Origin of the sequence: Methylobacterium aquaticum, assembly GCF_016804325.1 — a bacterium.
GTDB lineage: Bacteria > Pseudomonadota > Alphaproteobacteria > Rhizobiales > Beijerinckiaceae > Methylobacterium > Methylobacterium aquaticum_C.
In genome coordinates, this window is the sequence record NZ_CP043627.1 from 1,586,891 (window position 1) to 1,610,953 (window position 24,063).

The 24,063-nt window shown below is 69.2% G+C and carries 23 protein-coding genes and 2 pseudogenes; 15 read left to right on the plus strand and 10 right to left on the minus strand.

Going from position 1 to position 24,063, the window contains the following annotated elements; genetic code table 11:
- Positions 1-121: 121 nt before the first annotated feature.
- The 4 genes from F1D61_RS07000 (at position 122) to F1D61_RS07015 (ending at position 3,352) form a co-directional block, all read left to right on the plus strand.
- Entirely contained in the window at positions 122-1,822 is a 1,701-nt protein-coding gene (locus F1D61_RS07000) for a sensor histidine kinase (RefSeq protein ID WP_246775940.1), read from the plus strand.
- Positions 1,823-1,825: 3 nt separating this feature from the next.
- On the plus strand, positions 1,826-2,275 hold the full coding sequence (locus F1D61_RS07005; protein ID WP_203157127.1) for an HPr kinase/phosphorylase: 450 nt from the start codon (positions 1,826-1,828) through the stop codon (positions 2,273-2,275).
- Between the two features lie 88 nt (positions 2,276-2,363).
- Complete coding sequence (locus F1D61_RS07010; protein ID WP_203158957.1) at positions 2,364-2,765, plus strand: PTS sugar transporter subunit IIA; 402 nt, start codon at positions 2,364-2,366, stop codon at positions 2,763-2,765.
- A gap of 257 nt (positions 2,766-3,022) precedes the next feature.
- Positions 3,023-3,352 (plus strand): HPr family phosphocarrier protein, encoded by a 330-nt coding sequence (locus tag F1D61_RS07015; protein ID WP_203158958.1) that lies wholly within the window; start codon positions 3,023-3,025, stop codon positions 3,350-3,352.
- Positions 3,353-3,355: 3 nt separating this feature from the next.
- Here the strand turns inward: F1D61_RS07015 and F1D61_RS07020 are convergent, their stop codons facing one another.
- Positions 3,356-4,318, minus strand: coding sequence for a GNAT family N-acetyltransferase (locus F1D61_RS07020; protein ID WP_203157129.1), 963 nt, complete (start codon positions 4,316-4,318; stop codon positions 3,356-3,358).
- Between the two features lie 104 nt (positions 4,319-4,422).
- Entirely contained in the window at positions 4,423-5,514 is a 1,092-nt protein-coding gene (locus tag F1D61_RS07025; RefSeq protein WP_203157132.1) for a CobW family GTP-binding protein, read from the minus strand.
- A gap of 506 nt (positions 5,515-6,020) precedes the next feature.
- Between F1D61_RS07025 and F1D61_RS07030 the strand changes: the two genes are divergently transcribed.
- Positions 6,021-6,353 (plus strand): HigA family addiction module antitoxin, encoded by a 333-nt coding sequence (locus F1D61_RS07030; protein ID WP_203157134.1) that lies wholly within the window; start codon positions 6,021-6,023, stop codon positions 6,351-6,353.
- Between the two features lie 199 nt (positions 6,354-6,552).
- Here F1D61_RS07030 and F1D61_RS07035 read toward each other — a convergent pair whose 3' ends face one another.
- Positions 6,553-8,049 carry a D-alanyl-D-alanine carboxypeptidase family protein gene (locus F1D61_RS07035; RefSeq protein WP_203157136.1) on the minus strand — a complete coding sequence of 499 codons (1,497 nt, stop codon included), beginning with the start codon at positions 8,047-8,049 and terminating at the stop codon, positions 6,553-6,555.
- Between the two features lie 376 nt (positions 8,050-8,425).
- On the opposite strand from F1D61_RS07035, the pseudogene queE reads away from it, so the two are divergent.
- The 8 genes and pseudogenes from queE (at position 8,426) to recF (ending at position 15,458) form a co-directional block, all read left to right on the plus strand.
- A pseudogene (gene queE, locus F1D61_RS07040) lies at positions 8,426-9,057 on the plus strand (7-carboxy-7-deazaguanine synthase).
- A gap of 78 nt (positions 9,058-9,135) precedes the next feature.
- Positions 9,136-9,492, plus strand: coding sequence for a 6-carboxytetrahydropterin synthase QueD (gene queD, locus F1D61_RS07045; protein ID WP_060849121.1), 357 nt, complete (start codon positions 9,136-9,138; stop codon positions 9,490-9,492).
- A 268-nt stretch (positions 9,493-9,760) separates the two neighbouring features.
- On the plus strand, positions 9,761-10,414 hold the full coding sequence (locus F1D61_RS07050; protein ID WP_246775761.1) for a nucleotidyltransferase family protein: 654 nt from the start codon (positions 9,761-9,763) through the stop codon (positions 10,412-10,414).
- Positions 10,415-10,914: 500 nt separating this feature from the next.
- On the plus strand, positions 10,915-12,417 hold the full coding sequence (gene dnaA / locus F1D61_RS07055) for a chromosomal replication initiator protein DnaA (protein WP_203157138.1): 1,503 nt from the start codon (positions 10,915-10,917) through the stop codon (positions 12,415-12,417).
- 177 nt (positions 12,418-12,594) lie between these two features.
- Positions 12,595-13,715: pseudogene (gene dnaN / locus F1D61_RS07060) on the plus strand (DNA polymerase III subunit beta).
- Between the two features lie 43 nt (positions 13,716-13,758).
- Complete coding sequence (locus F1D61_RS07065) at positions 13,759-14,007, plus strand: type II toxin-antitoxin system ParD family antitoxin (RefSeq protein ID WP_203157140.1); 249 nt, start codon at positions 13,759-13,761, stop codon at positions 14,005-14,007.
- On the plus strand, positions 14,004-14,300 hold the full coding sequence (locus tag F1D61_RS07070) for a type II toxin-antitoxin system RelE/ParE family toxin (protein WP_203157142.1): 297 nt from the start codon (positions 14,004-14,006) through the stop codon (positions 14,298-14,300). Before F1D61_RS07065 ends, F1D61_RS07070 begins: the two co-directional genes overlap by 4 nt.
- A gap of 12 nt (positions 14,301-14,312) precedes the next feature.
- Positions 14,313-15,458: a DNA replication/repair protein RecF gene (gene recF, locus F1D61_RS07075; RefSeq protein ID WP_203157144.1), complete on the plus strand. Its 1,146-nt coding sequence runs from the start codon at positions 14,313-14,315 to the stop codon at positions 15,456-15,458.
- Between the two features lie 6 nt (positions 15,459-15,464).
- Here recF and F1D61_RS07080 read toward each other — a convergent pair whose 3' ends face one another.
- Both F1D61_RS07080 and F1D61_RS07085 read right to left on the minus strand, forming a co-directional pair.
- A complete protein-coding gene (locus F1D61_RS07080; RefSeq protein ID WP_203157147.1) occupies positions 15,465-15,866 on the minus strand; it encodes a type II toxin-antitoxin system VapC family toxin in 402 nt (133 codons plus the stop codon).
- Positions 15,866-16,105: a type II toxin-antitoxin system VapB family antitoxin gene (locus F1D61_RS07085; RefSeq protein ID WP_060845200.1), complete on the minus strand. Its 240-nt coding sequence runs from the start codon at positions 16,103-16,105 to the stop codon at positions 15,866-15,868. Before F1D61_RS07085 ends, F1D61_RS07080 begins: the two co-directional genes overlap by 1 nt.
- An 86-nt stretch (positions 16,106-16,191) precedes the next feature.
- Here F1D61_RS07085 and recQ point away from each other — a divergent pair, with 86 nt between their 5' ends.
- A complete protein-coding gene (recQ, locus tag F1D61_RS07090; protein ID WP_203157149.1) occupies positions 16,192-18,039 on the plus strand; it encodes a DNA helicase RecQ in 1,848 nt (615 codons plus the stop codon).
- Between the two features lie 170 nt (positions 18,040-18,209).
- Here recQ and F1D61_RS07095 read toward each other — a convergent pair whose 3' ends face one another.
- Positions 18,210-19,103: a DMT family transporter gene (locus F1D61_RS07095; protein ID WP_203157151.1), complete on the minus strand. Its 894-nt coding sequence runs from the start codon at positions 19,101-19,103 to the stop codon at positions 18,210-18,212.
- 105 nt (positions 19,104-19,208) lie between these two features.
- Between F1D61_RS07095 and F1D61_RS07100 the strand changes: the two genes are divergently transcribed.
- A complete protein-coding gene (locus F1D61_RS07100; protein ID WP_203157153.1) occupies positions 19,209-20,519 on the plus strand; it encodes a PLP-dependent aminotransferase family protein in 1,311 nt (436 codons plus the stop codon).
- Positions 20,520-20,801: 282 nt separating this feature from the next.
- Here F1D61_RS07100 and F1D61_RS07105 read toward each other — a convergent pair whose 3' ends face one another.
- From F1D61_RS07105 to F1D61_RS07120, 4 genes are all read right to left on the minus strand, one after another.
- Entirely contained in the window at positions 20,802-21,104 is a 303-nt protein-coding gene (locus tag F1D61_RS07105; RefSeq protein WP_246775762.1) for a hypothetical protein, read from the minus strand.
- A complete protein-coding gene (locus F1D61_RS07110) occupies positions 21,101-21,871 on the minus strand; it encodes an RlmE family RNA methyltransferase (protein WP_203157154.1) in 771 nt (256 codons plus the stop codon). The genes F1D61_RS07105 and F1D61_RS07110 overlap by 4 nt, the downstream gene beginning before the upstream one ends.
- 82 nt (positions 21,872-21,953) lie before the next feature.
- Positions 21,954-23,063, minus strand: coding sequence for a Ppx/GppA phosphatase family protein (locus tag F1D61_RS07115; RefSeq protein ID WP_203157156.1), 1,110 nt, complete (start codon positions 23,061-23,063; stop codon positions 21,954-21,956).
- A gap of 151 nt (positions 23,064-23,214) precedes the next feature.
- A complete protein-coding gene (locus F1D61_RS07120; RefSeq protein WP_203157158.1) occupies positions 23,215-24,063 on the minus strand; it encodes an ABC transporter ATP-binding protein in 849 nt (282 codons plus the stop codon).

The following is a 24,063-nucleotide window of genomic DNA, read 5'->3' on the forward strand; positions in this document are numbered from 1 at the left end:
TCTCCTCGGCGGCACCGGCCGTTTCTTCGGCGGCTCGTCCGTGAGCCCCCCGCCCGTGAAACCGTCGAGCGACATCGACCCCGATGCGGAGGCCGCGCGGGAGCCGTTCGGCCCGCGGACGGTGCGGCGCTGGATCGCGCAGCGCTTCGCCTCGAGCCTGACCCGGCGCATCGTGGTCCTGAACCTCGCCGGGCTGATCGCGCTGCTGATCGGCTTCCTCTACCTCAACCAGTTCCGCCAGGGCCTGATCGAGGCCCGGGTCCAGAGCCTCTTGACGCAAGGCGACATCATCGCCGGCGCCATCGCGGCGTCGGCGACCGTCGACACCGACGCGATCACCATCGATCCCGACCGGCTGCTCCAGCTCCAGGCCGGCGAGGGCGGCACTTACGGCGACGAGGCGCCCTCGGGCCTCGAATTCTCCCTCAACCCGGAGCGGGTGGCCCCGCTCCTGCGCCGCCTGATCACGCCGACCGGGACCCGCGCCCGGGTCTACGACCGCGACGGCACGATGCTGATCGATTCGCGCGGGCTCTACATCCGGGGCGACCTCAGCCGCGATCCGCCGCCGGCGCACAAGGAGCGCCCGAGCCTGATCGAGCAGGCCTGGAACGCCGTGCGGACCCATGTGCCGGGTCTCGGCCGGCCCTCGACCGCCGACGAGCCGGGCCCGGCGGACGGGCGCACCCTGCCGGAAGTCCAGCGCGCGCTGGCCGGCGCCCGCGGCACCCTGGTGCGCCGCAACGGCCCGGGCGAGACCATCGTGTCCGTGGCGGTGCCGATCCAGCGCGGCCGCACCGTGCGCGGCGCCCTGCTGCTCTCGACCCAGGAAGGCGACATCGACAAGATCATCGCGGCGGAACGCTTCTCGCTGCTCCAGGTCTTCATCATCGCGGCGCTCGTGATGGTGGTGCTGTCGATGCTGGTCGCCGGGCAGATCGTCGGCCCGGTCGGGCGCCTGGCGGAGGCCGCGGAGCGGGTGCGCACCGGCATCAAGTCGCGGCAGGAGATCCCCGACTTCACCCGGCGCACCGACGAGATCGGGCATCTGTCCCGGGCGCTGCGGGACATGACCCAGGCGCTCTACCGCCGCCTCGACGCGATCGAGAATTTCGCGGCGGACGTGTCGCACGAGCTGAAGAACCCGCTCACCTCGCTCCGCAGCGCCGTCGAGACCCTGCCGCTGGCCAAGACCGACGAATCCCGCGGCCGGCTGCTGCAGGTGATCCAGCACGACGTGAAGCGCCTCGACCGGCTGATCAGCGACATCGCCGACGCCTCGCGCCTCGACGCCGAACTCGCCCGCGCCGAGGCGGGCCGGGTCGATCTGAGGAAGCTCATCACCACGGTGGTGTCGGTGGCCAACGAACGCCGGCGCCGGGGCGACGCGGCGATCGACCTCACCGTCGAACCGGCGCCGTCCGGCACCGAGGACCCCTTCGCGATCCTCGGTCACGACAGCCGGCTCGGCCAGGTGGTCAACAACCTCCTGGACAATGCCCGCTCGTTCTCGCCCAAGGGGGCGACCGTCCGGGTGGCCCTGCGGCGGCGGCGCAACGCCGTCGAGCTGACCGTGGAGGATGACGGGCCGGGCATCCCGCCCCACGCCCTGGAGCGGATCTTCGAGCGCTTCTACACCGACCGGCCGGAACAGGGGTTCGGGCAGAATTCGGGTCTCGGCCTGTCGATCTCGCGCCAGATCGTGCAGGCCCATCGCGGCACGATCCGGGCCGAGAACCGCCTCGGGCCCCTGGGGGAAGACGGCGAGCCGGCCCTGCTCGGCGCCCGCTTCATCGTCCGCATCCCAGCCCAGAGCCGTTGAGGCATGGGCGCCGTCCATGCCAGCTGCGTCGTGCTGGGCGAGGACGGCATCCTGATCCGGGGCGCATCGGGCAGCGGCAAATCGACCCTGGTGCGTGACCTGATCGGGCTCGGCGCTATCTCGGGCGTCTTCGCCGCCCTCGTCGGCGACGACCGGGTGGCCCTGACGCAGCGGCACGGCCGCCTCGTCGCCGCACCGCACCCGGCCTTGGCCGGGCTCCTGGAGATCCGCGGGCTCGGCCTGCAACCCGTTGACGCTGCGGTGCCTTCCGCGATCCTGCGCCTCGTCGTCGACCTCGCCGAGGCCGCCCCGCGGATGCCGGACGCATCCGAGGAGACGGTTCTTCTCCAGGGGGTGGCGCTTCCCAGGATGGTCCTGTCGCCGGACCCCGGCCGGGCCGCAACGGTGCTGTGGCGTTGGCGCCGCCTCCGTGTCATGATGATGACCGATTGATGCGGATTTCGCCGCATTGCTCTTGCGCTCGCCTTTGCGCTGCACAAAATGGCGGCTCGGCTCCAACGGGGCGTCGGAACTCGTGTCGATGATTGGAATGGTGCTCGTCACCCACGGCCTGCTCGCGACGGAATTCAAAGCCGCGCTGGAGCACGTCGTTGGGCCGCAGGAGCAGCTCGAGACGATCACCATCGGCCCCGAGGACGACATGGAGGTCCGTCGCAAGGACATCATGTCGGCGGTGTGCCGGGTGAATACCGGTGACGGCGTCGTCGTGCTGACCGACATGTTCGGGGGGACGCCCTCGAACCTCGCGCTCTCGTGCATGAATGGCGGCTCGGTCGAGGTGGTCGCCGGCATCAACCTGCCGATGCTGATCAAGCTCGCCAGCGTGCGCGACGAGGAATCCCTCGGGGACGCGGTGCTCCACGCCCAGGAGGCCGGGCGCAAGTACATCAACGTCGCCTCGCGGGTGCTCGCCGGGAAGTAGGGCGAGCCCGTAACGGCGTATGGCCCGCACCCTCGATTCCCACCGCAACCGCTCCGGACGGTCGCTCGATCGTGCCGCTGTCCAGGGTTCTGGTTTTGCCGCATCGTCCACGGCAAACCGGTCTCCACTTCGTCGGAAAATGCTCTAGCTTTCTGCGGAAGCCCGGTTACCGTAACCGGACGCTTCCCGACGACGCGCGCGAGACCCGGACGACCGCCGTGGCGGTCCGAACCGGATCCGAGCAGGTGCCCCGACCGATGACGCCCTTTGCCGATACAGACGAGCCCGACGGCGAATTGCCGCCGGTTCCCGAGGGTGCCAGCGCCCGCGACCTCCCCATCATCAACCGCCGCGGCCTGCACGCCCGGGCCTCCGCCAAGTTCGTGCAGACGGTGGAGAAGTTCGGCTCCGAGGTCACGGTGAGCCGGGGCGGCGAGACGGTGGGCGGGCGCTCGATCATGGGCCTGCTCACCCTCGGCGCGGCGCAGGGGACCAGCATCCGGGTCACGGCGCTCGGGCCCGACCAGGATTCCTGCATGGAGGCGATCACCGCCCTCCTCGCCAACCGCTTCGGCGAGGACGAGTAGGCCTCACGCCCGCAGGCGCATCAGCCGGCGCAAGCTCGTCCGTTCCGGCTGCCGGCGCGCGCCGCCCGAGGCCTCGACCGTGACCAGGGCCTCGATGCGCGCGGGCGCCGATGCCAGGGCCGGTCCTTGCGCCAGGCAGAGTCCGGCCTGGCGCCAGATCGTGTCGTGCCGGCCCGTCGCGAGGTGGACGGCCGCCGCCACCACCTCCCCGTCCCGCCGCACCAGATCGACGCAGGCCTGGCCGCGATGGGCGAAGCGCCGCGTCACCACCCGGAAGGCGGTCGCCGTCGTCGGATCCGCGAGCAGGCTGCCCGGACCGCGCCGGGCATCGAGCACCAGAAAATGCTCGACGGCGTCGCGCAGGCGCACCGGGTCGCGCACCCGCTCCAGCGAGGTCCGCCCGGCCGGCAGGGTCAGGGGGGCGGGATCGGGCGCCGTCATCTCCTCCTGGTCCACCACCGCGAGGCGGCGTCCGGTGCTGCCCGCGGCCTCGCCCAGCGCGACCGCGAGGCCCGAATCCGGCCGCAGGTCCGGCCAGTGCAGATCGACGAGCCGCAACGGCGATCCTCGCAGGTGGTCGAGGGCGGTGCGCAGCACCGCCGCGGCATGGCCGGCATCGATCGCCGCCTCGGCTGTCCCGGCGAGCGGCAGGCGCCAGAGCCGGGCGCGGCCGGCCAGCCCCTGGCGGGCCGGCAACTGCAGCGGCAGCACGCCGCGCAGGGTCGGAACGCGCAGGCCGTCCTGCCAGACCAGCAGCAGGGCGAGGGTCCTGCCGTCGGCGAGATGCTGCGCCACCGTCAGGGTGAAGTCCGGATCGGCGTAGACGCTGGGCTCGAGCACCCGGGCCATCAGGCTGCGCCAGGCCTCCACCTCGGGCTCGCGCAGCGAGGAGGGATGGCGCAGCTCCGCCCGCAGGCTCACCGCGCCCGTCAGACCGCCTTCGATCAGCGTGAAGGGAGTGCTCATCGCAGCCTCGTTCCGGGTCACCTGCCCCGAAATGGGACAGGGACGCGGCCCCAGCGGCCGCGCCGGGCGAGGCGGTTCAAGCGGCGTGCCGGCCCGTGACGGGATCAGCCGCCCGGGATCGCCAGCGGGTTGCCGGTGAGTGCCGCGGCGTCCGGCGCGTCGATGGCCGGCCGGCCCAGGAAGGCGTCCCACAGCCGGCGCACGAAGGCGGGATCGAGATCGCGCACGATCAGGACCAGCCGCGAGCGGGTGTCGCCGTCGGGCCAGGCCGGCAGGGTCGCGGGCGTGTGGACGACGTGCTGCACCCCATGCACCACCACCGGGCGCGCCGGATCGTCGGTGAGCGCCACCAGCCCCTTCAGGCGCAGGAGCTTCGGCCCGTGGGCGGAGCGCAGCAGGTCGAGGAACATCTCGAACGCCGCTCGCGGCACCGGCGCGTCGCTCACCAGATGGAAGGCCCGGATCGCCGCATCGTGCCGGTTGACGTCGTGGTGGTGATGGCCGTGACCGTGATGGTGGTGATGCCCGTCCTCCGCCCCGAGCCAGGCCCGCACGTCCGCCACCTTGCCGTCGAGATCGAACAACCCTCCGAGCATCGCGTCCGCCGGGGCGTCCGGCGCCAGGATCGCGGCGCCCGGGTTGATCCGGGCGAGGCGGGCGCGCACGCGCTCGGCGCTCCCGCCCGCCAGATCGGTCTTGGTGACGATCAGCCGGTCGGCCACCGCGACCTGGCGCAGGGCCTCCGGATGGGCGTCGAGGGTGCCGTCGCCGTTGACCGCGTCGACCACCGTGACCACGCCCTGGAGCGCGTACCGCATCGCGACGTAGGGGTGGTAGAGCAGCGCGTGCAGGATCGGCGCCGGGTCGGCGAGGCCGGTGGTCTCGATCACCACCCGGCGGAACGGCTGGATCCGCCCGTTGTCGCGCTTGCGCAGCAGGTCCTCCAGGGTGGCGATCAGGTCGCCGCGCACCGTGCAGCACAGGCAGCCGGCCCCGAGCAGGATCATCCCCTCGTCCACCGTCTCGATCAGCAGGTGATCGAGCCCGACCTCGCCGAACTCGTTGACGATCACCACCGTGTCGGCGAGGTCCGGCGACTGCAGCAGCCGGTTGAGCAGGGTGGTCTTCCCGGCCCCGAGGAAGCCGGTGAGGATCGTGAGCGGGATCGGGGCCGGGCGGCCGGGGGTGTCGGTCATGCGGGCGGTCTCGTCTCGGGCGATGGTCCGGAGATGGGGAGCCCGGTGGACATGCGGGATGGGTGGGGCTGATGTCGAGGGTGGGAGGGCGGCTGATTTCCGTTCGGTGGCCGAGAGACGTGCAAGCTCGCACGCATGTCCCACCCGCACCTGGAAGCAGTCCGGCGGACGGAAAAGGCGGGGTTTTCTCCTCTCCCCGCGGGCGGCTATCGCGTTCACACATCTCGGTCCGAGTGCGTTCCCGTTCAAAGGTAACGCGCCTCTCCTCCCCCTTGTGGGGAGGAGTTGGAGGTGGGGGTGGTGCCACGTAGAGCGCGAGGCTTTTCCGGCACCACCCCCACCCCCAGCCCCTCCCCACAAGGGGGAGGGGAAAGCGCGCGCTTTTACAAAGGGTTAGACCTCAGCGGAGTTTTGTGAATCCACTAGCTGCCCGCGGGGAGAGGGGAAGCCCGCGCTTCACCCGGCGACGTTCGACCACGATCATACGACCATGAGGGACTCATCCCATGGACCCTGACAATGACCTGCGAATGAAGACCCCCGCCCATCCGGGCGGGTTCGTACGGGCTGACATCATCGAAGCCTACGGCCTCTCGGTGACCGACGCCGCGCAAATGCTCGGCGTCACCCGCCCTGCCCTGTCGGCGCTGCTCAACGAGCGCTCGTCCCTGTCCCCCGAGATGGCGCTGCGCATTGAGAAGGCGTTCGGCGTCTCCATGGATACGCTGATGCGCATGCAGACCAGCTTCGACATCGCGCAGGCGCGGCTGCGCGAGGGCGAGATCCGGGTCGAGCGGTTCACCGGATCACCGGTCGATCCGCAGCCTATGCGGGGGTGACAGCGGCACCTGCCCCGGAACGCAGACGGTGCAGCTACGATCATGGACCAAGGCAAAGTCCTGGCGGAGGATCGGTGCCGCCAGAGCACCTTACGATCGCGCTGCAATCGCGAAGCTTCGCCAGGCCTATGATTCTACAGCATTTTCTACGACGAACCGGCATTCGCTTCGTCGGAAAATGCTCGTGCCCCACCGGGGCTCAGTCGTCCTTCTTGCGCGCCGACTTCACGGCCGGCTTCGCCGCGGGCTTGGCTTCGGCCTTCTGAGCAGGCTTGGCCGACGGCTTCACCGCCTTGGCAGCCGGCTTCGCGGCGGGCGTCACGGCCGCCTTGTGCCCCTTCGGCTCGGCGATCACCGCGGTGGCCGGGCCGGTCGAGGTGAAGGCGGAGGCCGCGGCCGGCGTCGCGCCCTTGTGGCGGGCCAGCAGCTTGGGCTGCGGCACGGTGGCGCCGGTCGCCGCGATGCTGCGGCTCGGAGCGGGCTTTTGCGGCACGGGCTTGGCCACCTTCACCCGGGCGGGCTTCACCGCAGCGGGTTTGGCCGGCGCCGCATCGTCGTTCGCCGCGATGGCGCTCTCGGCCGGGTCGCGGCCGGTCCAGACCAGCACCGGCTGCAACGGCGCCCGGGGCGGCAGGGCGCGGTTGCGCAGGGCCGCGCTGTTCATGGTGGCGAAGGCGAGCGCCGAGGAGGGCGGCGCGCCGGCGGCCATCAGCTGCGCGGTGGCGTTGTCGGCGTTGCCGCCGGCGGCCGCTCCCGCGGTCACCGCGGAGGAATCCGAGTCGGCCGGCATCGGCCGGCGCTTGTCGCAGATATAGGGCCGCATGTCCGGCGGGGCCGAAATCGACGAGACCGGCAGTTCGTTGATCGTCTGGCCGCCGAAGCTGAACCCCGACTGCCCGAAGCCGTAATCGAACAGGTCGGCGGCCTTCAGGTCGCGCTCGCGGGCGCTCGCCTGGCCCATCACCACCGTGATGATGCGCCGGCCGTTGCGGTTGGCGGTCGCCACCACGTTGAAGCCGCCCGAGCAGATGAAGCCGGTCTTCATCCCGTCGACGCCGGCATAGCGGCCGAGCAGGCCGTTGTGGTTCGGCATCACCGCGCGGCCGAACTGGATCGCCGAGATCGAGAACAGGTCGCGGTTCTCGGGGAAGTCGCGCAGCAGCGCCCGGGCGAGGACCGCCATGTCGCGGGCCGAGGTCCATTGCCGCGGATCGGGCAGGCCGTTGGGGTTGTACCAGTGGCTGTCGCGCATGCCGAGGCGCTGCGCGGTCTCGTTCATCTGGGCGGCGAAGCCGTCGATCGAGCCGCCGAGATTCTCGCCGATCGCCCAGGCGACGTCGTTGGCCGACTTCACCATGATGATCTTGAGGGCGTTGTCGAGGGTGAGCTGGGTGCCGGGCTTGAAGCCCATCTTGGAGGGCGGCTCGGCCGCGGCGGCCTCCGAGATGGTGAGGAGCTGGTCCATCGAGGCGCGGCCCTGGCGCACCATGTCGAGGGCGACGTAGGTCGTCATCAGCTTGGTGATCGAGGCCGGGTACCAGGGGTCTGTGCCGCCCTGGTTGTAGATCACCTTGCCGGAATCGACGTCGACGACCAGCATCGGTGCGGTGACCGCTCCCGCCGTCCCGGCAGCCAGAAGGGCGCCGAGGCCGAAGAGGCGTCCGGCGAGGCGCGGCAGCAGCGCAGCAGTGAACATTCCGATGGATCCCCGTCGTGCCGGCGCCGCCTCGCGGCGCCTCCCGCGACCGTCCGACCTCAAGTTGGCCGTCCGATCGCGCCGCCCCGGGCACCGCACGGCGGACCGACCGTGATTGTAGGGCAACGGCGAAGCTTTTGACAGCGCCGCGCGACGTCCCCATCAACCCGCCATCCGTGGCGGGAGCATGGCGGCGCTGCCATCCCGTGCCCGCCCACAGGGCCGTCCACAGGGGAGAAAGGGGCCCCGGCCTTGCGCGGGAGGCCTGCATCCGGTGGGCTTGCCGGCGCGGCTCCCATCTGACACGGCAGGACGGCCACACGAACCCTTTGGAGCAGCGCGCGACGCCACCCGGCGGCGCCCGACGATCGACATCATGAGCTACGCCGTCAAGGAGATCTTCCACACCCTCCAGGGCGAGGGCGCCCAGGCCGGGCGCGCCTCGGTGTTCTGCCGCTTCGCCGGCTGCAACCTGTGGAGCGGGCGCGAGGCCGACCGCGCGCACGCCGTCTGCCGCTTCTGCGACACCGATTTCATCGGTACCGACGGGATCGGCGGCGGCCGCTTCCCCGATGCGGAGGCCCTGGCCGAGACGATCGAGCAGACCTGGAACGGGGCGCGGGGCAAGCGCTACGTGGTGTTCACCGGCGGCGAGCCGCTGCTGCAGCTCGACGCGGCGCTTCTCGCCGCGGTGCATGCCCGCGGCTTCGAGGCGGCGGTGGAGACCAACGGCACGCAGGAGCCGCCCCCGGGATCGACTGGGTCTGCGTCAGCCCCAAGGCCGGGGCGCCGTTGCGCCTCACACGCGGCGACGAGCTGAAGCTCGTCTATCCGCAGGCCGAGCTCGACCCGGACGCGATGGCCGAGCTCGATTTCCGCCACCTCTGGCTCCAGCCGATGGACGGACCCGACAGAATCGCCAACACGCAAGCCGCGGTGGCCCATTGCCTGCGCGACGCCCGCTGGCGCCTGAGCCTCCAGACCCACAAGCTGATCGGGATTCCCTAGGCCCGACGCCAAGCGATTTCGCCTGCCGGACCAATGGTGCTAAGGCGCTTGCAACTCAATCCCCAGAACCATGCACAGATGAAGATCACCCAGGCCTTCACGTTCGAGGCGGCGCACCGGCTGCCGAACGTGCCCGCGACCCATCGCTGCCACCGCATGCACGGCCATTCCTACCGGGTGGAGCTGACCCTCGACGGGCCGGTCGACCCGGAGACCGGCTGGGTGGTCGATTTCTTCGATGTCGAGGCCGCCTTCGGGCCGGTGCTCGAACGCCTCGACCATTACTGCCTCAACGAGGTGCCGGGCCTCGAGAACCCCACTGCCGAGCACATTGCGGTGTGGATCTGGGAGAAGACGCGGCCGGCCCTGCCGCTCCTGTCCTCGGTCAAGGTGTTCGAGACGCCGATGTCGTGGGCGGAATATACCGGCGCGTGACACGGAGTGCCTGTTCGAGGGCGCACGTCAGTCGGCGCTCCGAAAAACAGGCGCTCCTACCCTCTTACCTCATCCTGAGGTGTGACCAACGGGAGCCTCGAAGGAGGGCTCCAGAAGTCTCTGCGATCCCTGGAGCCCTCCTTCGAGGTCAGTCCATCAATGATGGACTGACACCTCAGGATGAGGTGAGAGAGCCGGACACCCTGCCGTGATCACACAGCCAACTGTGAAGCCTAGTCACGCAGGTCCTGACGAGGCTGAGCACCGATTGCGGCTCGCCGCCATCATCCGGTCCGACCCCGACCTGACGGCGCTCCTGGCGAAGGCCCGCCACCTCGCCCTGCCGCAATGGCGCCTCGTCGCCGGCTGCCTGTACCAGACGGTCTGGAACGCCTTGACCGGCCGTCCGCGCGGCCACGGCATCCGCGACTACGACCTGATCTACTTCGACGATATCGACCTCTCCTGGGACGCCGAGGACGCGGTCCTGCGTCGCGCGGCCCCCGTGCTCGCGGAGGGCGTCGGCCCGGTCGAGATCCGCAACCAGGCCCGCGTCCATCTGTGGTTCGAGCGCCGCTTCGGCGGCCCCTACCCTCCCCTTCCGAGCGCCGACGCCGCGCTCGCCCGCTACGCGGCGGTGGTCCACGCGGTCGGGGTGCGGCTCGAGCCGGACGACACGCTGTCGATCGCCGCGCCGTTCGGCCTCGCCGACCTGTTCGGGATGGTCCTGCGCCCCAACCCCGCCCTCGCCAACGGGCCGGCCTACGCCGCCAAGGCGGAGCGGGCCCGGGCGCTGTGGCCCGAACTGACCGTGATCCCCTGGCCTGGAGCGGCGGAAGCGCCTGTCAAGTGCGCGGGAGACACGGCGGCGATTTCCACCGGCCTGTCCCCGGCGCCCTCCCCATTCTCGACAAGCCCTTGAGTTCGCACGGGTCTTTCGCAGGGCCGACGGGCACTTCAACGAAACGGTCACGATTCCAGCACGTTGCCGCCGGACAGGCTGTGGATCGGGCGTGGGCGAGGGATCGGTGTAACGATCGGTTCACCCTGCCGCCGATCGTTCCTGTTGCGAAGCATCCCCTGGACAGCCTAGCTTTTGTCCATGCCCGCCGCTCGCGCGGGTCTCGTCCCGCTCTCGATCGACCGACCGGCCCCGACCGCGGCGCAACACCCGCGGGATCGCCGCGTCGTGCCGCCAAGCCTCGGCGGCGCCTCGCGGATTTGGAGGCTTCAGGCCTTTAAGAGAAACGAGACCAGTTGTTGATAGACCGGGATGAACCAAGGGGACAAAGGCCGGGAGGGAGTTGACTTCCCGGGCCTTCGACCCCGCCGCCCATCCCCTCGTTCGGGGCCCGGGCGGCAAGCGTATCTGCGTACGGACCGGGAGCGGGCAGCCGTCACCGGGCCGAGAAGGGACCAGTCATGCGTGTGGACGGCAGCTTGGCGGAAGGGGTCGGTTCCGGCCGTGGCGGCAATGGCGATGACGGCCGCGACGTCGCAGCCGCCGAGATCGCGGGAGCCTGGCAACGGGTGAAGCGCCGCCTGCGGGCGGAACTCGGCGAGGACGTGTTCGCGAGCTGGTTTGCCCGGCTCGAATTGCAGGACGTTTCCGGCGGCGTCGCCCGCCTGACCGTCCCGACCCGGTTCCTCAAGAGCTGGATCGAGTCGCACTACATCGACCGGGTGCTGGCCACCTTCCGCAGCGAGGCCGACGGCATCGAGAGCCTGGAAGTCGGGGTGCGCGGCGCGATGGCGCCGGCCCGGCCGGGCGCCGCCGCGCTGACGAAGCCGGCCCCGAGCCCGCGCCCCACCGCGAGCCCGAGCCCGGTCGTCGAGTTGCCCGAGCCCGAGCGTGCCGCCCGCGGGTCCGCCCCGGAGGGCGATCTCGGCGGCGCACCGCTCGATGCGCGCCTGACCTTCGAGAGCTTCGTGGTCGGCCGCTCGAACGCCCTGGCGCATGCCGCCGCCGAGCGGGTCGCCCGCCACGACGGCGGTCCCGCCCTCTACAACCCGCTCTACTTCCATGCCGGCGTGGGCTTAGGGAAAACCCACCTCCTCCACGGCATCGGCCATTCCGTGAAGAATGCCGGCCGCCGGGTGATCTACCTCACCGCCGACCGCTTCATGTACGGCTTCGTCAACGCGCTGAAGACCCAGAGCGCGCTGGCCTTCAAGGAGAAGCTGCGGGCGATCGACGTCCTGATCCTCGACGACGTGCAGTTCATCCAGGGCCGCTCGATCCAGGCCGAGTTCGGCCACACCCTGAACGCCCTCATCGATGCCGGGCGCCAGGTGGTGGTGGCGGCCGACCGGCCGCCGACGGAGCTGGAGGCCCTCGACGAGCGCGTCCGCTCGCGCCTCGCCGGCGGTCTCGTGGTCGAGATCGGCACCCTCGACGAGGCCCTGCGCGCCTCGATCCTGCAATCGCGCCTCGAAGCGGTGCGGGCCTCGCACCCGGCCTTCGAGGTCGGTCCCGCGGTCGCCGAATACGTGGCCAAGGCGATCACCGCCAACGGCCGCGACCTCGAAGGCGCGGTCAACCGGCTGCTCGCCCACGCCACGCTGACCGGGGCGCCGGTCACCCTCGACACCGCCGAGACGGCGATCCGCGACCTCGTGAAGAACCGCGAGCCGAAGCGGGTCAAGATCGAGGACATCCAGAAGCTGGTGGCGAGCCGCTACAACGTCTCGCGCTCCGACATCCTCTCCGAGCGCCGCACCGCCGCGGTGGTCAAGCCGCGCCAGATCGCCATGTACCTCTCGAAGGTGCTGACACTCCGCTCCCTGCCGGAGATCGGCCGGCGCTTCGGCGGGCGCGACCACACCACGGTGCTCCACGCGGTGCGCAAGATCGAGAAGGCGATCGGCGAGGACACGGCGCTCTGCGACGAGGTCGAGCTCCTGAAGCGCATGCTCCAGGATTGAGGCGCCGGAATCGATAACCCTGCGCGATGCGCGCGGGGGAGGCTCGTGGATGAGCCTTCCCCGCCGGCTTGCGTTCGGGGAGCGCCTTCGCCAAAGTTCCCGTCCCGTGCGTGCACGGGGCAACGAGTGCGGTTGCCGGCCTTGAACGGTCGGTCGTTCGAGACACGGATCACCCTGATGAAAGTCACCGTCGAGCGCGCGGCCCTTCTTCGGTCGCTCGGCCACGTGCACCGCGTCGTGGAGCGGCGCAACACGATCCCGATCCTGTCGAACGTGCTGCTGCGCTCGGGCCGGACGGCCTCCAGCTCAAGGCCACCGACCTCGACATCGAGGTGACCGAGACGATCCCCGCCGACGTGGTCGATGGCGGCGCCATCACGGTGCCGGCCCACGTCATCTACGACATCGTCCGGAAACTGCCCGACGGCGCCCAGGTCTCGCTCGAGACCAGCGGCGAGACCGGCCAGATGCTGATCCGCTCGGGCCGCTCGCGCTTCACCCTCGGCGCCCTGCCGGAGGCCGATTTCCCCGATCTCGCCGCCGGCGAGCTGCCGCACGCCTTCGAGCTGCCGGCCGCCGACCTCAAGCGCCTGATCGACAAGACCCAGTTCGCGATCTCGACCGAGGAGACGCGCTACTACCTCAACGGCATCTTCTTCCACACCATCGAGGCGGAAGGCTCGCTCAAGCTGCGGGCGGTGGCCACCGACGGCCACCGCCTCGCCCGCGTCCAGATGGAGGCGCCGGAGGGCAGCGGCGGCATGCCGGGCATCATCGTGCCGCGCAAGGCCGTGGCCGAGATCCAGAAGCTCGTCGAGGATGGCGGCGAGACCGTCGGCGTCGAGATCTCGTCGGCCAAGGTCCGTTTCAGCTTCTCGTCGGGCGTCACCCTGATCTCGAAGCTGATCGACGGCACCTTCCCGGACTACGCCCGCGTCATCCCGACCGGCAACGACAAGCGCCTGACGGTCGAGCGCGACCAGTTCGCCAAGGCGGTCGACCGCGTCTCGACCATCTCCTCCGAGCGCGGCCGCGCGGTGAAGCTCGCGATGACCGACGGGCGCCTGTCGCTCTCGGTCAATAACCCGGATTCGGGCTCGGCGACCGAGGAACTGGACGTCGACTACGAGTCGGGCCCGCTCGATATCGGCTTCAACGCCCGCTACCTCCTCGACATCACGGCCCAGCTCGACGGCGACACCGCGCTCTTCCGCCTCGCCGATCCGGGCTCGCCGACGGTGATCCAGGACCGCGAGGGCGCGCCGGCGCTCTACGTGCTGATGCCGATGCGGGTGTGAGGATGGGATTGCGCGCGGCGAGAGTCGCGCGCACATTCGTGACATGTCGAGATCCGTCTCCCTCGATTCCCCTTCCGCGTCCCTTCTCGATGCTCTCGTCGGAACCGGCCGGTACGGTTCGGAAAGTGAGGTCGTGGAAGAGGCCCTGCGTCTGCTGAGCAGCCGGGAGGCCCAGATCGCGCGCCTCCGGCAGGCGTTGCGCGAAGGTGTGGAGGGCGGCAACTATCAGCCGGCCGAGAGCGTGTTCGCCGAGTTGGAGGAACGCTACAGGACCCCGGATAGCGAGGCGTGAGGCGCGTCGTCATCTCCGCGCCCGCAGCCAAGGACCTCAGGGATGTCGGCGACGACATTGCGACCGATAGCCCCGTTCGGGCTCGACGATTCGTCGCCGCGCTCAAGGAGCGCTGCCTCAGCCTCGCGTTCCATCCGTTCCGCGGCAAACCTTCTCCTGAGATCGGCCTTGACGTGCGTATGCTGGTCGCAGGCAACGACCTGATCCTGTACCGCATCCAGACCGAGATCGTGATGATCGATCGGATCATCCACGGCGCACGCGACATGGCGGGCCTAGACGACGACCTGTGATATGGCCCGGGGATGACCGAGCCCAATCCCTTGCGCGTCACCCGGCTGATCGCCCGCGACTTCCGCAACCACGCCGACCTCGACCTCGCGGTCGGGCGCCACTTCGTCGCGCTGGTGGGGGAGAATGGGGCCGGCAAGACCAACATCCTGGAGGCCCTGTCGCTGTTCGCCCCCGGACGGGGCCTGCGCCGGGCGGATTTGTCCGGGATGGCGCGCGAGGGCGGGGCCGGCGGCTTCGCGGTGTCGCTGATGCTCGAAGGCCCCAACGGCGACCACCGCATCGGCACCGCCTGGGAGCCGCCGCGGGGGCGCGACGAGCGCGGCGGCCGGCTCTGCCGCATCGACGGAGCCACCGCGCCCTCCCCTACGGCGTTCGCCGAGCAGGTGCGGGTGGTCTGGCTCACCCCCGATCTCGACGCGCTGTTTCGCGGGCCGGCGGGCGACCGCCGCCGCTTCCTCGACCGGCTGGTGCTCGCCGTCGATGCCGGCCACGGCGCCCGGGTGAGCGCGATGGAGCGGGCGCTCCGCTCGCGCAACCGCCTGCTGGAGGAGCGGCCCGACGACGGGCCCTGGCTCGACGCCGTCGAGCGCGAGGTAGCGGAACTCGCCGTCGCCGTGGCGCTCGCCCGCCGCGAGACCGTGGAACGGCTCGACAGCCTGATCCTGTCCACCCGCGACGAGGCCTCGCCCTTCCCCTGGGCCGGGGTGCGGCTCGAGGGCGACATCGACGACCTCGTGGCGGTCTGGCCCGCGGTCGATGCCGAGGATCGCTACCGCGCGACCTTGCGCCAGAACCGCTTTCGCGACCGCGCTGCCGGCCGGACGCTCGCCGGCCCCCAGGCCTCCGACCTCGTGGTCCGCCACGGCCCGAAGGACGTGCCCGCCGCCACCGCCTCGACCGGGGAGCAGAAGGCCCTGCTGATCGGCCTGGTGCTGGCGCATGCCCGCCTCGTCACCGGGATGAGCGGGCTCAGCCCCCTGGTCCTCCTCGACGAGGTCGCCGCCCATCTCGATCCCCGCCGCCGCGCCGGGTTGTTCGACGCGCTCGAAGCCCTGCCGGGGCAGGTCTGGATGACCGGGGCCGATCCGGTGCTGTTCGGGGAGCTGGGCGGACGGGCGGACGTGGTGCAGGTGGCGGAGGGCAGCGTGCGCGCCTGAACGGCCTCAGAGCGTCGGCGGCAGCGCAGTGCGGCTGAAATCGTTGCCGACGAACAGGATCGGCAGGCCGCGGACGGCTGCGCACGCATAGGAGAAGCAGTCGCCGAGATTGAGCCGCGCGGGATGGCCCCGCCCTTTGCCGTAGCGGGCGTAAGCCACGAGGGCGCCGTTGACCTCGGCCTCTGCCACGGCGACGAGCCCGATGCGGCTGATCGCCATGAATCCCCTCACCTGCCGTTCGGCATCCTCGACGGACAGGCCAGCCTCGCGGCTGATCGCAGTGACGGCTTCGAAGACCGCGAGGGTCGAGGTGACCGGATCCTGCGCATCATCGATCTGGTTGGTCAGATCCGTCGCCCCGGTCTCCTTGAGCAGGATCGCGACGATCGCCGAGGCGTCGACGAACATCAGGGTTCGCCGTTCAGATCGTCGAAGAAGGCCTTGTCCGCCTTCAGCCCGGTGCGCGGGAACGACGCGATATAGTCCTGGATCGGCTTGATGCGCTCGACGAGCGGCACGGATTCCTCACGGCGGGCGATCTCGGCGGCCAGCGCCAAGCGGACCGCTTCCGTCTTGCTCACGCCGGCCATCGTCGCCAATTTGTCAGCCAGCCGATTCACCTCCTGGCTGCGGATGTTGAGCGACATGGGACGCGATCCTGTGTAGACACCGTCGCCAGCATGTCTACACGCCTCGCGCTCCGTCGCAAGGCCGCGCAGAGCGATCGAACCCCATGACAGACCGCCTCGACGAGGCCCGCGCCGCCCTTCGCAAAACCTTCGGCTACGAGGATTTCCGTCCCGGCCAGGCCGAGGTGATCGGCGCCGTGCTCGACGGGCGCGACGTCTTCGCGGTGATGCCGACGGGCTCGGGCAAGTCGATGACCTACCAGCTCCCCGCCCTGGTGGAGGAATCGCTGACCGTCGTCGTCTCACCCCTGATCGCGCTGATGCACGACCAGGTGAAGCAGATGGAGGCCTTCGGCGTCGCGGCCGGCACCCTGAACTCGTCGGTCTCGGAATCGAGCGCCCGCGAGACCTGGCGCGGCATCCGCCAGGGGAGCTTGCGCCTGCTCTTCGTCTCGCCCGAGCGGCTCCTGATGGAAGGGTTGATCGAGGCGTTGCAGGGGGCCGGCGTCCGGCGGCTCGCCGTCGACGAGGCGCATTGCGTCTCGCAATGGGGCCACGATTTCCGGCCCGAATACCGCGATCTCGCCCGCGCCCGCGAGGCGCTCGGCGACGTGCAGACCGTGGCGCTCACCGCGACGGCGGATGCCGCGACCCGGGCCGACATCTCCGAGCGGCTGTTTCCCCGCGGCCGCAAGCCCGAACTCTTCGTCCACTCCTTCGACCGGCCGAACATCCGCCTGACCTTCGCGCCGAAGGAGCACCCGACGCGCCAGCTCTCGCGTTTCTTGCGCCCGCGCAAGGCCGAGAGCGGCATCATCTATTGCTCGTCGCGCAAGCGCACCGAGCAGATCGCCGAGATCCTGCAGCAGGACGGCTTCAACGCGCTCGCCTACCATGCCGGGCTCGAACAGAGCGTGCGGATGCGCAACCAGGACACCTTCCTCCAGGAGGACGGCGTCGTGGTGGTGGCGACCATCGCCTTCGGCATGGGCATCAACAAGCCGGACGTGCGCTACGTCTGCCACGCCGACATGCCCTCGACGATCGAGAGCTACTACCAGGAGATCGGCCGCGCCGGCCGCGACGGGCTGCCGGCCGACACGCTCACCCTCTACGGCCTCGACGACATGGCGCTCCGCCGCCGCCAGATCGACGAGAAGGAGGTGCCCGACGACCGCCGCCGGGTCGAGCGCCGCAAGCTCGAGGCGATGATCGGGCTGTGCGAGGGCGCGACCTGCCGGCGGCAATCGCTGCTCGGCTATTTCGGCGAGCAGAGCGCTCCTTGCGGCCGCTGCGACCTGTGCCGCGGCGGCGTCTCGCTGATCGACGGCACGGTGGCGGCGCAGAAGGTTCTTTCCGCGGTGGTGCGCACCGGCCAGCGCTTCGGCGCGGCCTATATCTGCGACCTCGTCCACGGCAAGGAGAGCGAGCAGATCCGCCGCAACGGCCACGTCCAGCTCAAGACCTTCGGGGTCGGCTCCGACAAGCCGGTGGCCGCCTGGCGGGCGATCCTGCGCCAGCTCTTCGCCGCGGGCGCCGTGGCCGAGAACGGCGACGGTTACGGCGGCCTCTCGCTCACCGACAAGGGCGAGGCGATCCTGTTCGGCCGCGAGCCGGTGCAGTTGCGCCCCGATCCCGAGCCGAAGGCGCCGAAAGAGCGCCGCCGCGGCGCCACTGACCGCGACGATTCGCTGGGCCTGTCCGAGGCCGACGAGGCGCTGTTCCAGCACCTGCGGGGCTTGCGCGCGACGCTCGCCCGCCAGGAGGGCGTCGCCGCCTATATGATCTTTCCCGATCGCACCCTGATCGAGATGGCGCGCGCGAAACCCGTCGACCTCTGGGCCCTGCGCTCGGTCCACGGGGTGGGCGAGCGCAAGCGGGATGCCTATGGGCAGCCCTTCGTGGAGGCGGTGGCGGAGTTTCTAGCGGATGCGGCGAAGCAGGCGGGGTGAGGGAGATTCCTCAGGGGAACCCCTCACGTTGCGTTTCCGCACATCCTGCCAATGTGACAGGGTTTATCGGATATTCTCTATCGCCGAGTTCGAGGCGCTTCGCGGTTGAATACTCCTGCTATCTACAAACACATGTTTTTCATCACTGATCGAGGCTCGCCGGCTTTGCGTCATACCCGGCGCGTCAACCAGACGCCAAATATGATGAGCGCTCCGGAGATCATGACATTGAGAGAAAGTGCCTCGCCCAAAAAGGAAACGGCTATAGCGATGCCAACGACCGGCTGCAAAAATTGAATTGGAGCAACTGATGCTGCGCCAGCTTCACCCAAAGCGTAAAACCATAACGCGTAGCCAACGATCGTGACGAACAGCACCAGGAATATCAGTGCGGATAGCTCAAGGGTGGTGGGCGCGGACCAGTCGAAAGTGATTGCCCGGGGGATTGTGAATGGCGCGAAGGCCAACGCTCCCACGGCGATCGACCAGGCTGTCGCCGGCCATTGACCAATCCGCGAAGAACTTCGCCCACCATACACATAGCCGACGCCGGCGAATAAAACCGAAAGCAAAACAAGGCCGTCCCCCAGCAGCGTCGCCGATGTTGCCGTTGTTGCTGTCGGGCCGCGCAAATTCATCAAGATAACAACTCCCGACAAGGAAACGACACTACCGCCCCACCAGAGAACCTTGGGCCATAGGCCAGTGATCAGGAAACTGAGCAGGCCCGTGAACATCGGCGCTGACGCCAGGATCACCGAGGCATGGGTTACCGATGTTTTCAGGACACCGATGCTGAGCAGAAGCGGGTAGGCCATGAAGCCAAACAGTCCGCCAGCGATGAGCTCTGCTCGCTCTGCCCATGTTGGAGGAAAACGATCGCGAAACCGCAGCAGGAGCGGAAATAGAATGATGCCGGCCAGAAGAGAGCGCAGCCCGCCAATCAACTCTGGTGGAATGCTACGTCCGGCCACTGCCGTAGCAGGAGCTGAAGCTCCCCATATCGCCACCGCCGCAAAAGCCGCAGCGAGCGCAAGGGTGGTTGATCGAGAGTTGGTTTTCATTGACGGGCTCCGCGACATCGGCTTTTTCGGTCTTGTGGGCTTGCTCGGCCGACTGTGATCGCCAATATTGCTCGACTCAAGTCGAACATTGTCTGGCAAACAATAATGACATGGACTCCGAAAATTTCATCGAATGGATCGCGCTATCTCGCATTGGCGGACGCAATCGAGCGCGCGATCGAGACGGGCGAGTTGAAAGTTGGTGATCGGCTGCCGCCTCATCGCGATATCGCGTGGCGGCTGGGCCTCGACACCTCGACGGTGACCAAAGCTTATCGCGAGGCATCGCGCCGTCACCTGATACATGGTGAAGTCGGACGAGGCACATATATTCTCGGCCGTAGCAGGGCCGCCGAAATATTCGCTTCCCGTGCGGACGATCCCGCAATCCTGGACCTCTCCATGAATACTCCCGTTGCGACGCAAGACGACGGGTTTTTAGCAACAATAGAGCAAGTCGTTAGGGCGCCTAACACAGACTGGCGTGACTATGCGTCCCAAAGGCTGGTTGATCGGTTGCGGATCGCTGGCGTTCGTTGGTTGGAAACACGCGGGATATTTGCGCGACCGGAAGAGGTTGTGCCTGTCGCTGGTGGTCAAGCCGCACTCGCAGCGATCCTTAATGTCATCGATATCAAATCCCTTGGTGTCGAGGAACAGACCTACTCAGGCGTCGTGGCGTTGGCGCAAGGCCTTGGAATGAAGGCCACAGACCTGAGGATGGACGATAACGGCGTTCTACCGAAAGCGTTGTCGGATGCTGCTGTCGATGCAGCGATATTGGTACCGACCCTGCACAATCCCACCGGGAAAATCTGGTCCCTGCCGCGCCGGCAGGAGTTGCTGACAGCAGCCTCCCGCGTCGGGACGCTCATCATAGAGGATGATGCCTATGGCCCATTGACAGATACAAAGCCCATGGCCGCTCTACATTCCGGCGCGCAGATCCTGTTCGTTTCGACACTTTCCAAAACCGTAGCTGCCGGGCTCCGGACCGGATTTGTCTGGGGTAAGGGCCAGATGATCGGGAAGCTGAGTTCCGCCGTCTACGCCACAAGCTGGAGTATGGCTCCGCTCATGATGGAGGTCGCTATCCAATGGATCGAAAGCGGCGGCGTGAATAAGCAGGTCGAAAGCCAGCGGCTTGAGGTCGAGGCTCGACACAGTCTTGCAACGGAATTTTTCCCCGGCCTACGCGGAAATCCGCCTTCGCCTCACATCTTTATTCCGACAAATGCGCCAGCCGAGCTGTTTGAATCGGCAGGGGTTCGCGTTGCCTCTTCGTCCTCGTTTTCAAGAAAGCCGGAGAGCCACCCTGGAATACGCATCAGTTTGAGTGCCGCGCCGTCCCGTGCGGCGCTCGATATGGCGCTCTCCCGGTGCGCGGAGATCGTTCGGGCTCATGAGTGCCGTTAGCGTATATTAATGCAGGAATACCTACGGAGCCCCAAGTAGCTAACTTTGAGGTTGCTGGCGCGCATCCGGAGTCCGCAACGGGTCGGGAGCAGCCACATGGAGCGCCCGGCAGGATACACCAACACACCTTGAATGTCGGAAAACACCTGTTTTGCGCACATCCGAACTTGAAATAGGAGATGGACGCGCCGGGAAAGCAGCCACTCACGTGGACGAGCCGATCGGAGGAAGGGGCACATCCTCGCCTTAACAGGAGAGGAAAACGCATTCGCCTCACAGGCGTCAGGGTGGCTCGATCGCCATCGCTAGCCGCCCCTGCCGCCCCCGAAAATCCCGTAAGGTCGCGCTCAAGCGCTCCCGCAAAGCCACCTCCGACAACGGCCCCGTCACCACAAGGCTCGCCACCACCTCCGGATGCTTGAGCCGCTGCTTCGGCGTCCGAGCATGGTTCGCCACCCGCACCTGCCCCTCGGCACCGGGCAGCCCGAAGTAGAAGCTCTCGCCCCGCGTCCCCTGCCCGATCTCGGAAAACCCCTCCGCCAGGAGGAGCGCCCGGGCGCGGTCGATCGCCGCCGCCGGGGTCACGGCCGCCAGCCCGCCTCGTCATCCTCGTCGCCGTCATCGGTCTCGCGATACGGACCATCCGTCGCCTCGGCGCCGCGATAGCCGGTGGCCAGGACGTAGAGCTCGCTCGAATCCGCCCGGCTCGCCGCCGGCTTGACGTGGCGCACGCTCGCGAAATCGCGCTTCAGATCGGTGAGCAACCCGCCCTCGGTGCCGCCCTGCAAGACCTTGGCGAGGTAGGTGCCGCCCGGCGCCAGGATCTCGCGGGCAAACGCCAGCGCCGTCTCGGCCAGCCCCATGATGCGCAGGTGGTCGGTCTTCTTGTGGCCGGTGGCGTTGGCGGCCATGTCCGACATCACGACGTCGGCAGGTCCCCCCAGCATCTCGGTGAGGAGCCCGGGCGCGGTCGGATCGAGGAAGTCGAGGGTGACGAAGTCGACGCCGGGCATCGGCTCGATCTCGAGAAGGTCGATGCCGACCACCCGGCCCCGCGGCATCGGGGCGCCGGGATGGCTGCCGACCTTGGCGGCGGCGATCTGCGACCAGCCGCCGGGCGCGGCTCCCAGATCGACCACCCGCTGGCCCGGCTTGAGGAGCCGGAAGCGGTCGTCGATCTCCATCAGCTTGAAGGCCGCCCGCGAGCGGTAGCCCTCGCGCCGGGCGCGGGCGACGTAGGGGTCGTTGAGCTGGCGTTCGAGCCAGAGCTTGGAGGAGACCGTGCGCCCGCGCCCGGTCTTGACCCGCTGCTTCAGGTCGCCCCGCAGGCCGCCGCCGCGACGATCGCTCATATCCCGTGACCTTCGATGATCGAAAAAAATCGTCCAAGGTCAATGACGCTCCGGGCTCTCATGCGCAAGCCCGGAGCGGTCGTCAGCCCGGTCGTACGCCCCGGCGCCAGACGCCGTCCTCGCGCATCATGTTCATCAGGAGGCCCTCGCGCAGGCCGCGATCGGCGATGCGCAGGCGCTCGGACGGGAAGGCGCGGCGGATCGCCTCCAGGATGGCGCAGCCGGCGAGCACCAGGTCGGCCCGGTCGCGGCCGATGCAGGGATTCTGCGCCCGGTCGGACAGCCGCGTGGCGAGCAGGCCGTCGATCGCCTCGGTGACCTCGCGGTCGCGCATCCACAGCCCGTCGATCCGCCGTCGGTCGTAGCGCGGCAGGCGCAGATGGGTGGCGGCGAGCGTCGTCACCGTGCCGGAGGTGCCGAGCAGGTGGAAGTTCGGCGCATGCGCCGCGGCACCGGCGATCAGCGCGAACTTGGTCAGGCGGTCGGCGACCTCCTCGACCATGCCCTCGAAGACCGGGCGGGTCACGTCGGCCCCGCCATAGCGCTCGGCCAGGGTGACGACGCCCACGGGAAGGGAATCCCAGGCGCGGATGCGCAGGGTCGGGTCGGCGCTGCGGGCGAGCGCGGCGGAGCCGTCGAGCCAGACGATCTCGGTCGAGCCGCCGCCGATATCGAAGATCACCACCGATTCGGCGTGCCGGTCGGCGAGCGCCGCGCAGCCGGTGACGGCGAGATAGGCTTCCGTGCGCCGGTCCACCACTTCGAGATCGAGGCCGACCTCGCGGTGGACGCGCTCGACGAAGGCCTGGCCGTTCACCGCGAGCCGGCAGGCGGCGGTGGCGATCGACTTTGACCGCACCACGCCGCGGGAGCGCATCTTGCCGAGGCACACCGCCAACGCGTCGACGGTGCGGTCGATGGCGTCGTCGCTCAGGCGGTCGGTGCTGCCTAAGCCTTCGCCGAGGCGGACGATGCGCGAGAAGGCGTCGATCACCCGGAACCCGTAGGGCGCCGGCTCGGCGATCAGCAGCCGGCAATTGTTGGTGCCGAGATCGAGCGCCGCATAGGCGCGCCGCTCGCTCCGGCGTGGTCCATCCTCCTCCGCCACGCGTGGCGGAGGCGCGGTCGCGCGCGCTGTCTCGGCGTACTCCGCGGCGCGCGCCGGCACGGAGACGACCGTCTCATCCCTCATCGGCGATGCCGATATCCTTCATGGTCGCACCCTCGCGGGGCGACGAGCCCATCACATGACGGGAAGCTTACGTGGCTCCGGGCGGAACGCAAAGCCGCGATCGTGCCGCGCCACCCGCAGACTCACCGGGACGATCGGCAGGCTTCGACGGTCAGTCGACCGCCGTGCCCTTCAGTTCGGCCTGGGTGAAGCGCTGCTGCTCCTCCATCACCAGCCCGGCAAGCTCGCGCTTCAGCGCGTTGAACTCGGACGAGGCCGTGTCGCGCGGGCGGGGCAGCGGCACGATCAGGTCGCGCTTCATCCGGCCCGGGCGGTAGGTGAGGACGACGATGCGATCGGCGAGGTAGATCGCCTCCTCGATCGAGTGGGTCACGAACACGATGGTCTTGCGGTACTCGGCCCAGATCCGCAGCAGCTCGTCCTGGAGGGTGCGCCGGGTCAGCGCGTCGAGGGCGCCGAACGGCTCGTCCATCAGCATCACCGGCGGGTCGAGGGCCAGGATGCGGGCGATGGCGACGCGCTGGCGCATGCCGCCCGACAGGTCCTTCGGGAAGCGGCCGAGGAAGTCGGACAGGCCGAGCTTCTGGGCGATGCCGGCGACGACCGTGTCGGCCTGCCCGCGCGCCACGCCCTTGATGTCGAGGCCGAAGCGGATGTTCTGCTCCACGCTCATCCAGGGAAACAGGGCGTATTCCTGGAAGACCATGCCCCGGTCGGGGCCCGGATCGACGATCCTGTGCCCGTTCATGCGGATCTCGCCCGCGGTGAGCGGCGAGAATCCCGCGATGGCGTTGAGCAGGGTGGACTTGCCGCAGCCCGACGGCCCCAGCAGGCAGACGAACTGGCCGCTCGGGATCGCCGCGGTGACGTCCTCGAGCGCCACCACGGCCCCCTCGTCGGTGCCGAACACCTTCGAGGCGTGCGCGATCGTGATCTCGGCAGCCCCCGGCCCGGGCCGGGCGGCGGGCTCCGACGGGCGGAGCGTTGCGGTCGCGGTCAT

Coding starts and splice junctions, on each gene's coding strand:
- F1D61_RS07005 (WP_203157127.1), top strand. CDS start 1,826: ATGGGCGCCGTCCATGCCAGCTGCGTCGTGCTGGGCGAGGACGGCATC.
- F1D61_RS07115 (WP_203157156.1), bottom strand. CDS start 23,063: ATGAGGGATGAGACGGTCGTCTCCGTGCCGGCGCGCGCCGCGGAGTAC.
- dnaA (WP_203157138.1), top strand. CDS start 10,915: ATGCGTGTGGACGGCAGCTTGGCGGAAGGGGTCGGTTCCGGCCGTGGC.
- recQ (WP_203157149.1), top strand. CDS start 16,192: ATGACAGACCGCCTCGACGAGGCCCGCGCCGCCCTTCGCAAAACCTTC.
- recF (WP_203157144.1), top strand. CDS start 14,313: ATGACCGAGCCCAATCCCTTGCGCGTCACCCGGCTGATCGCCCGCGAC.
- F1D61_RS07085 (WP_060845200.1), bottom strand. CDS start 16,105: ATGTCGCTCAACATCCGCAGCCAGGAGGTGAATCGGCTGGCTGACAAA.
- F1D61_RS07120 (WP_203157158.1), bottom strand. CDS start 24,063: ATGACCGCGACCGCAACGCTCCGCCCGTCGGAGCCCGCCGCCCGGCCC.
- F1D61_RS07010 (WP_203158957.1), top strand. CDS start 2,364: ATGATTGGAATGGTGCTCGTCACCCACGGCCTGCTCGCGACGGAATTC.
- F1D61_RS07025 (WP_203157132.1), bottom strand. CDS start 5,514: ATGACCGACACCCCCGGCCGCCCGGCCCCGATCCCGCTCACGATCCTC.
- F1D61_RS07015 (WP_203158958.1), top strand. CDS start 3,023: ATGACGCCCTTTGCCGATACAGACGAGCCCGACGGCGAATTGCCGCCG.
- F1D61_RS07100 (WP_203157153.1), top strand. CDS start 19,209: ATGACATGGACTCCGAAAATTTCATCGAATGGATCGCGCTATCTCGCA.
- queD (WP_060849121.1), top strand. CDS start 9,136: ATGAAGATCACCCAGGCCTTCACGTTCGAGGCGGCGCACCGGCTGCCG.
- F1D61_RS07080 (WP_203157147.1), bottom strand. CDS start 15,866: ATGTTCGTCGACGCCTCGGCGATCGTCGCGATCCTGCTCAAGGAGACC.
- F1D61_RS07035 (WP_203157136.1), bottom strand. CDS start 8,049: ATGTTCACTGCTGCGCTGCTGCCGCGCCTCGCCGGACGCCTCTTCGGC.
- F1D61_RS07030 (WP_203157134.1), top strand. CDS start 6,021: ATGGACCCTGACAATGACCTGCGAATGAAGACCCCCGCCCATCCGGGC.
- F1D61_RS07095 (WP_203157151.1), bottom strand. CDS start 19,103: ATGAAAACCAACTCTCGATCAACCACCCTTGCGCTCGCTGCGGCTTTT.
- F1D61_RS07065 (WP_203157140.1), top strand. CDS start 13,759: ATGTCGAGATCCGTCTCCCTCGATTCCCCTTCCGCGTCCCTTCTCGAT.
- F1D61_RS07020 (WP_203157129.1), bottom strand. CDS start 4,318: ATGAGCACTCCCTTCACGCTGATCGAAGGCGGTCTGACGGGCGCGGTG.
- F1D61_RS07110 (WP_203157154.1), bottom strand. CDS start 21,871: ATGAGCGATCGTCGCGGCGGCGGCCTGCGGGGCGACCTGAAGCAGCGG.